Annotated in this window: 10 protein-coding genes; 4 read left to right on the top strand and 6 right to left on the bottom strand. The window is 63.4% G+C overall.

Features of this window, described 5'->3' with window-relative positions:
- Positions 1 to 98: 98 nt before the first annotated feature.
- From MFM001_RS22975 to MFM001_RS22965, 3 genes are read left to right on the top strand one after another with little or no spacing between them, the layout of a single operon-like run.
- The gene (locus MFM001_RS22975) at positions 99 to 1,508 is read left to right on the top strand and encodes an adenylate/guanylate cyclase domain-containing protein (RefSeq protein ID WP_238159352.1); all 1,410 of its coding nucleotides are present in this window, start codon (positions 99 to 101) and stop codon (positions 1,506 to 1,508) included.
- A gap of 20 nt (positions 1,509 to 1,528) precedes the next feature.
- Positions 1,529 to 1,753, top strand: coding sequence for a type II toxin-antitoxin system CcdA family antitoxin (locus MFM001_RS22970; protein WP_116377562.1), 225 nt, complete (start codon positions 1,529 to 1,531; stop codon positions 1,751 to 1,753).
- On the top strand, positions 1,750 to 2,154 hold the full coding sequence (locus tag MFM001_RS22965) for a type II toxin-antitoxin system VapC family toxin (RefSeq protein ID WP_238159349.1): 405 nt from the start codon (positions 1,750 to 1,752) through the stop codon (positions 2,152 to 2,154). Before MFM001_RS22970 ends, MFM001_RS22965 begins: the two co-directional genes overlap by 4 nt.
- On the opposite strand, the gene MFM001_RS22960 is transcribed toward MFM001_RS22965, so the two are convergent.
- Positions 2,138 to 2,965, bottom strand: a complete 828-nt coding sequence (locus MFM001_RS22960) for an SDR family NAD(P)-dependent oxidoreductase (protein WP_116377560.1) — start codon at positions 2,963 to 2,965, stop codon at positions 2,138 to 2,140. The two genes, MFM001_RS22965 and MFM001_RS22960, sit on opposite strands and share 17 nt — an antisense overlap.
- Positions 2,962 to 4,239 (bottom strand): cytochrome P450, encoded by a 1,278-nt coding sequence (locus MFM001_RS22955; protein ID WP_116377568.1) that lies wholly within the window; start codon positions 4,237 to 4,239, stop codon positions 2,962 to 2,964. The genes MFM001_RS22960 and MFM001_RS22955 overlap by 4 nt, the downstream gene beginning before the upstream one ends.
- 167 nt (positions 4,240 to 4,406) lie before the next feature.
- Between MFM001_RS22955 and MFM001_RS22950 the strand changes: the two genes are divergently transcribed.
- On the top strand, positions 4,407 to 5,018 hold the full coding sequence (locus MFM001_RS22950; protein WP_116377567.1) for a TetR/AcrR family transcriptional regulator: 612 nt from the start codon (positions 4,407 to 4,409) through the stop codon (positions 5,016 to 5,018).
- Positions 5,019 to 5,038: 20 nt separating this feature from the next.
- Here the strand turns inward: MFM001_RS22950 and MFM001_RS22945 are convergent, their stop codons facing one another.
- From MFM001_RS22945 to MFM001_RS22930, 4 genes are read right to left on the bottom strand one after another with little or no spacing between them, the layout of a single operon-like run.
- Positions 5,039 to 5,317 (bottom strand): cytochrome C oxidase subunit IV family protein, encoded by a 279-nt coding sequence (locus tag MFM001_RS22945; protein ID WP_116377559.1) that lies wholly within the window; start codon positions 5,315 to 5,317, stop codon positions 5,039 to 5,041.
- 4 nt (positions 5,318 to 5,321) lie between these two features.
- On the bottom strand, positions 5,322 to 5,927 hold the full coding sequence (locus MFM001_RS22940) for a cytochrome c oxidase subunit 3 family protein (protein ID WP_116377558.1): 606 nt from the start codon (positions 5,925 to 5,927) through the stop codon (positions 5,322 to 5,324).
- On the bottom strand, positions 5,924 to 6,694 hold the full coding sequence (locus MFM001_RS22935) for a hypothetical protein (protein ID WP_116377557.1): 771 nt from the start codon (positions 6,692 to 6,694) through the stop codon (positions 5,924 to 5,926). The genes MFM001_RS22940 and MFM001_RS22935 overlap by 4 nt, the downstream gene beginning before the upstream one ends.
- Positions 6,691 to 7,413, bottom strand: a complete 723-nt coding sequence (locus MFM001_RS22930; RefSeq protein ID WP_116377566.1) for a hypothetical protein — start codon at positions 7,411 to 7,413, stop codon at positions 6,691 to 6,693. Before MFM001_RS22930 ends, MFM001_RS22935 begins: the two co-directional genes overlap by 4 nt.
- Positions 7,414 to 7,569: the final 156 nt, after the last annotated feature.

The following is a 7,569-nucleotide window of genomic DNA, read 5'->3' as shown; positions in this document are numbered from 1 at the left end:
TGACATAGGAGAAACGCGTGAGCAGGCTAGGCGACGCCCCGCGGAAATCCGTCGCCGCGTCGTCGCTTCGATACGCCGCCGGCCTCGCGTTCGCGCATCTGCTCAGCGTCGCCGAGGTCCTCGTCATCGTCGTCGTGCTCAGCGGTCACGCGCCCGGACCCCACCTCAGCGGGAAGTACGTGGCCACATCGCTGGCGGTGGTAATTCTCGGCACCGTTGTGGTGTTCGTCGCCGGTGTCATGGTGATCGCTCCGTCGCTGCGCTGGTTCGCTGCCGGGGAAGAACCTGATGCGAATCAGCGTGCTGCCGCAATGAAACTCATGCGCAATCAGTCGATTGTTCTGGCGGCCACATGGGTTGTCAGCGGCGCGTTGTTCGTCCTGCTTGACCTCGACGGCGGGCCCACCGTTGCAGTGGCCACCGGGTTGGCAGTCGTTTTCGGTGGAGCCGCCGCGACCGGTACCGCCGTCCTGCTCACCCAGCGAACGCTCCGCCCGATCATTGCGGCCGCGACGCAGGGCGTCGAGGGCTTCATGACCGCCCCGGGTGTGCTGGCCCGTCTGATCGGAATGTGGTTGTTGTCCAGCGCGCTTCCGAGCGCTGCCATTGCCGCCCTGGTGTTCCTTCATTCGAAGGACTGGATCCTTCCAAAGTCCGCATCGGTGGAGATCGCAGTGCTGGTGCTATCGCTTGTCGCGGTGATGCTGGGGCTGCGGGGGATGATCCTGGTGTCGCGGTCGATCTCGGATCCGGTCCGCGACGTCATCGACGCGATGGGGGAAATCGAGCACGGCCGGATCGGCACATTCGTCGACGTCTATGAACGCTCCGAAATCGGCCGTCTGCAAACGGGATTCAACCGCATGGTCGCCGGGCTCGCGGAACGCGACCGGCTCCGTGACCTGTTCGGCCGCCACGTCGGCGCAGACGTCGCGCGTCGTGCCTTGGAACAGGGCGCATCGATGTCCGGAGAAGTGGGGGAGGCGGCGATCCTGTTCGTCGACCTGGTGGGCTCGACCCGCTTGGCGGCCAGCCGCCCGCCGCGCGAGGTCGCCGAGGTGCTCAACGATTTCTTCCGGATCGTGGTCGTCGCCGTCGACGAAAACCAGGGCCTGATCAACAAGTTTCAGGGCGACGCCGCGCTGGCGGTGTTCGGGGCGCCGCTGCGCACCGCCGGGGCCGCCTCCGCAGCACTGGCGACCGCGCGTGCGCTTGCCATTCGACTGCGCCGACTGCCCGTCGTCGATTTCGGCATCGGCGTCTCGGCCGGTCCGGTGTTCGCCGGCAACATCGGCGCCGAAAACCGCTACGAGTACACGGTGATTGGTGACGCCGTCAACGAGGCCGCCCGGCTGGCAGATCTCGCCAAAACTTCGGAGCGACGGGTGCTCTGCTCGGATGCGGCCATCGAGCGAGCCGATGAAGCTGAGCGGCAGCAGTGGGAATCACGCGGTTCCACCGTGCTGCGGGGCCGTTCGGAAGCGACGCACATCTCGACGCCGACCTGATATGTGTGTATAGTGTGTGTATGGCGCGGATCAACGTGTATGTGCCCGACGAGCTGGCGGACCGAGTGCGCTCGGCCGACGTCAATGTGTCTGCGGTGGTACAAGCCGCGCTCGCCGACGAGCTTGACCGCAGAGCGACAAACGCATGGCTCGAAGCCCTTCCCTCGTTACACGGGCGGAGATCACACAAGGAAGTCATCAAAGCGCTGGACGAAGTGCGCGACGAATTCGGCCGGTCATCGTGAGCACAGCCGAGCATGTCGTGATCGACGCCTCCGCCGTCGTCGAACTGCTCGGAGATTTCACCTATGGTCAGGCTGTACAGGAACGTTTACGCGATACCCGGATCCATGCGCCGGCGCACCTCGACGCAGAAGTCTTATCGGCTTTGGGGCGGCTCAATCGTTCCCGGACCATCGATGCCACCGAGGTTGAGGTCGGACTCACCCGACTTACGCAATTCCCGGTGCAACGACACGGACTCGATACCCTCGTCCTCGGTGCATGGGCACGACGTGCCGACATCCGGCTTCTCGATGCGCTCTACGTCGAGCTGGCCACTCAGCTTCGCGTTTCTCTGCTCACCGTTGATCGCAAGCTTGCGCGTGTATGTGGTATCGCCGAGGACCTCAGCGCCAGCGGCTGACGACGGCAAGGCTGCGGTCCCACAACTCGCGGGCCAATTCGGGATCGTCCGCACGGCGATTCGCTTTGGCACGCCTGCGCCGCACATAGTATTCGCCCGATTCCCAATCGCGGCTGGATGCCAGCCACACCAGCTGGTCTGCTCCCTCGTCCGCGCTGGCGGTCAGATGCCGCACCGGCGTTCGTCGCATCAGGGCAATGAACCGCGACCCCGACGCCGGGCCGAAGTTCGTGTCGACATAGCCGGGATCGAACGCCGCCACCGAAAGCCCGGCGTCATGGTAGCGCCGGTGTAATTCCTTGGTGAACAAGACGATTCCCAATTTGGTGAGCGCATAGGCCTTGCTTGGGCGCACACGGTGAGTCTGCTCCAGATCCTCGGCGCCGACCCCGCGGAGCAGTTTGTGCGATGCGCTGGAGGTGTTGAGCACACACGCCCGCGAATCGACCAGCACGTCCAACAGCAGCGTGGTGAGCAGAAACGGCGCCAGGTAGTTGACCTGGTAGGCCAGTTCATACCCGTCGCCGGTTATCTGCAGAGTGCTGGTCATGGCTCCGGCGTTGTTGGCCAGTACATCGATTCGGGGGTATCGCGACCGCAACTGCCGCGCCAACGAGCCCACCTGGCACAGGTCCGTGAAGTCGGCCACGAAGCAGTCTGCGCCCAATTCCGTTGCTACAGTGCGGGTCTTGCTTTCCGAGCGCCCGACCACGACGACACGCGCCCCGCTGTGCGACAACCGGCGCGCGGCCGCTGCGCCGATACCGTCGCTAGCGCCGGTGATGACAATCGTCTTGTCTGCGGCGCTCACCCCGCCATGGTAAAGGTGAGGTGCAATTCGGACAGCCCGCGCAGGATGTAGGTCGGCTCGTACGTGTAGCGACGCTCGCCGGCCGGTCCGTGCTTGGCGTCGTCGATACGGATGTCGGACATGCGGTCGAGGATGCGCTCGATCGAGACGCGACCTTCCACCCGGGCCAGCGGCGCGCCGGGGCAGGAGTGCACCCCGCGGGCGAATGCCATGTGCTCGCGGACGTTCTTGCGGTCGAGTGAGAACTCGTGCGGGTTGTCGAAGCGGCGCGGATCACGGTTGACCGCACCCGGCAACACCATCACCACGGTGCCGACGGGAATGTCGACACCGCCGATGGTGGCTGGCTTGCGGGCCAGCCGCGAGTCACTTTTGACCGGGCTCTCCATCCGCAGCGACTCCTCGATGAACGCCGGAATCAGGCTGCGGTCGGTGCGCAGCCTTTGCTGGATGTCGGGCCGGTCGCCGAGTACCTGCAGCGCCGCGGAGAGCAGCTTGGCGGTGGTCTCCTGTCCGGCGGCGAACAGGAATGTCGCCGACCGGACCACCTCGATGATCTCGGGTGTGGAGCCGTCGGGATACTTCGCGGTGGCCAGCGCGGTCAGCACGTCGTCGCGGGGGTGGCTGCGCCGGTCCTCGATGTAGCCGCAGAACTTGTCGTCGAGCCACTCCAGCGGGTTTACGCCAACCGAGCCGTGGTCGAGCGAGCCCACCCGGTTTTCCGGGCGATCGGCCCCCAGCACGGTGCGGAACTGCTTGTGGTCTTCCTCCGGCACACCGAGCAGATCGGCAATCACCAAGGTGGCGAACGGTTTTGAATATTCGGCGATGAATTCACACTCGCCGTTGTCAAGGAACTCCTCGAGCTGGCGGTCGGCGAGGCTCCACATGAAGTCCTCGTTCTCCTTGAGCCGGCTGGGCGTCAGCAGCCGGCTCAGCAGCGAGCGCGCGCGGGTGTGGTCGGGCGGGTCCATCGTGACCATGTGCTCGAACATCGGGAACTGCTCACGGTGCGCGTCGATCTGGGCGGACAGGTCGTCACCCTCGGGCTCGAAGGGCAGCGGCGGGAACGGCCCGCCGAGCGCGACGCAGTTGGAGAACGTGTCGGGATCCTTGTAGACCGCGTTGGCCTCTTCCCAGCCGGTGACCGCGACGACGTTGTAGTGCGGCAGCCGCAGCACGGGGTTCTGGCTCCGCAGATAGTCGAAGTAGTCGTACGGGTCGGGAACCAGGGAGGCGTCGGTGAAGAAGTCGACCGATTCGAAAGTGGTCATGTACTGCGTGCCTCCCGAAGCTGAGATTTGATTGGCGGCGACGTGAGCTGGCGTCACCCGGAAATCGACCAAAGTGCTGAGCACTTGCTTAGCATGGCGCTAAGGTCGGGGTCAAGGTTGCCGATACGATCGGCGTGGTCGGCACAGTCGAAGGTTCGGAGCATCGCATGACAACGGCGCGCAGAATCGGGGCGCCGGACGCCAAGAATCGCTCCGTCCTGCTCGACGCGGCCGAGCAGTTGATGCTCGAAGAAGGGTATGCCGCAGTCACGTCACGTCGCGTCGCCGAGAAGGCGGGGCTCAAGCCGCAGCTGGTGCACTATTACTTCCGCACAATGGACGAGCTGTTCCTGGCGGCGTTTCGTCGTCGCGCGGAAGAGGGGCTTCGCGTCCACGCGCAAGCGCTGCAATCGCCGCAACCGCTGTGGGCGCTGTGGCGGTTCAGCATCGACCCGACCGCTACAGCGGTGACGATGGAATACGTCGCCCTTGCCAATCATCGCAAGGCCCTCAAGGCCGAAATCGCTTACTATGCTGAGCGATTCAGAGAGGAACAACGCGAGGCAGTGTCGAATGTACTGGAGCGCTACGGCATTGACGCGGCGGAGGTTCCGCCGCTCGTTTGGTCGGTTCTGATCACCAGTGTTTCGCGAGTGCTGGTCATGGAGCAGGCGCTGGGAATGTCCGCCGGCCATGCCGAAACCGTGGAATTCGTCGAACGTTATCTGCGCCGGCTGGAGGGCGACCCTCTGGCCAGCGGTACCGAATGGCCGCACTGAGCACGGGGACACAGCCGAACCTACTGGGCAGCAAAGTAAAAGCCCAGCAAGAGCCCGAAAAGAGCGACCAGCCATCCGTTCGTCGTCATCTTGAGCCAGGCCGGGGCCCGCCGGACCTCCATGAAGTGCCATATCACCAGCTGAGTCTTGAACGCTGCGATCAGCAGCACGACGACGGTGACCGTTGCGTTGAGGTGGTGCGCCGCGCCGCCGCCGCGGGCGGTCAGCCACGACGCGACTGTCACCGCTGTGAGCAGTGCCCACACGTAGGTCAGTGGGTTGCGAAGATACGCGGTCACAAGATCACCTCATCAGATAGAGCAATGCGAACAGCACGAGCCACAAGATGTCGACCATGTGCCAGTACGTTGCGCCGGTTTCCGCGAACAAGATTCGGGGTTTCGCTGGTCCGCGCAGGTTGCGGATCACGAAGCAGAGGATTACCAAGCCCAGCAGCACGTGGCAGAGGTGCAGTCCCGTCATCACGTAGTAGTACATGAAGAACAGGTCTGTTCCCGGCGTAATGCCGGCGACGATCTTCGGGATGTACTCGAACATCTTGAGCAGCGGGAAGACCGCACCGCAAACAACGGCAAGCCAGAAGAGCCGGTAGGCATCCGCGGTCCTGCCGCTGCGGCCCGCCGACGTACCCAGCGCAACGAACAGCGAACTCGTCAGCAGCACGACGGTGTTGATGATGCCGATGTTCAGATTCAGCTTCGCCTGGCTCTGCAGGAACATGGCGTGGTCTTGACCGCGGTAGTACATATAGCCCACGAAGTACGCGCCGAAGATGAACAGGTCGCCGATGACGAAGAACCACATACTGGGCTCACCGGGAAGGTGTCTGCGCACATCGACGTCTCGTGGCGAGCTGCCGGTATTGAACTTCTCTGAGACCTCGGTCATGCGCTGGCTCTCGGCAGCAGTTCCGGTGACGCGGGTTCCTTGGTGGGCCAGGCATTTTCGAGCTCGTGGTCGGGCTGATTCTTGATCGCCCGGTAGATGCACACGTACACGATGAACTGCCATGACACGAACAGCGCCATCGCCAACCAGAAGGTCATCAGGCCGTTCCAGGCGAACGGGCCCGACTTGGCGATCCAGACCGGTGCGGCGATCAACTCGGTCACGTACTGCCATACGGTGTAGTAGCCGAGCCATTTCGGCAGGATGTTGTTCTGGTCGAGGATGATGGCCAGGCTGAAGGCCATCCACATGATGCAAAAGCACCCCAGCGAGCCGATGAAGGCAAGGTAGCCGAAGTCGTAGAGCATCCCCAGGATCGCCGGGTCATAGCCGGGGCGGAAGGCGCCCAGCCCGAAGCAGAACATCGGGAAGAGCATGCCGACGATGGTGCCGGTGGTGGCACCCATGATGACGGTGTACCGAAATACCGGGCTGACCGACATTCGCTTGATCTGGATGAGGTAACACGCGTTGGACACCGGCGCCAGACCGAACGCCAATGTCAGGATGACGCAGGCGATCACCAGGTTGTGAGACTGCATGAACTCGACGATCTCCGATTGCGAACTGCTCGGCGATCGTGGCGGCATCATCCAGCTGAGGGGGACGAACACCAACCCGAACAGGCTGAAGAAAACCGGGACCGACCAGAACGCGATCCACTGATCAAGCTTCTTGGAGTCGCGCCACCGGACGGTGGTGGTCATACCAGCGCCTCCTGCTCCTCGCCCTGGCGGTTGACCACGCCGAGCAACACAATGAACATCACCACGACGTAGCAGGCAAAAGCGCTGAGGCGCAGGGTGAATGACAGTGCTCCATCCCAGGCGAGCGGTCCCGACATGTGCAGAATCGAGAACGCACTAGGTACCAGCACGGCAGCAACCGCGATGTTGAAGTGCGCCACCCAGCGCGGAAAGATCGGGTCTGGCCGAGCGTCTAGGTAGATGCTGGCGGCCAGGCAGAGGTTCGCCACGATGATCGTGCCGACCGGCGCGATGAAGAAGAACCACGCCATGTCGTTGAGCAGGCTGATCAACTGGGGGTCGCGCTCGGGCCGAAACGCCGCAATCCCCCAGCAGTAGTCGGCGAGGATGAACGCCGTCAGTCCGACTCCGACACAGAGGATGTAGGCGTAGGTGAAGACGTCGCTCGACGTGCCGGTGCGGGATATCTGCACGGCAGTGACGGCGAAGAGCGGTACCAGAGAGCACGCAATGAGATTGCACAGAATCGCAACCCCGAGTATGCCCGTGACGTTTTCGGCGAAGAACGTCGCGACCTGTTCGGGAGTCATCGTCGGCGACAGCGGCGGCGAAAACACCGGGAACAGAAAATAGGCCAGCACGAAGAGCGCCGCTGCCGGCGGCACTGTCCATAACAGGATCCGCTGGCCCCTGGTATTCATCGCTGTAGAGGTCGTCATCGCCACTGTCCTGCCTGTCTGGATCTGCTGCCCCGGGCGACCAGATTCGCGCCCCTTCGTCAACCAGGGCGGATCGCCGGCTCTCGACCTGCTGGAGCCTTCATAGGTCCTATCACAGTGGCTGACAGATGACAATGAGAAATTGCAACCTGTACG

Source organism: Mycobacterium sp. MFM001 (assembly GCF_003402475.1).
In the GTDB taxonomy this organism is placed as follows: Bacteria; Actinomycetota; Actinomycetes; order Mycobacteriales; family Mycobacteriaceae; genus Mycobacterium.
The sequence above is the reverse complement of the archived record's forward strand: the minus strand, read 5'-3'. Positions and strand labels throughout refer to the sequence as shown.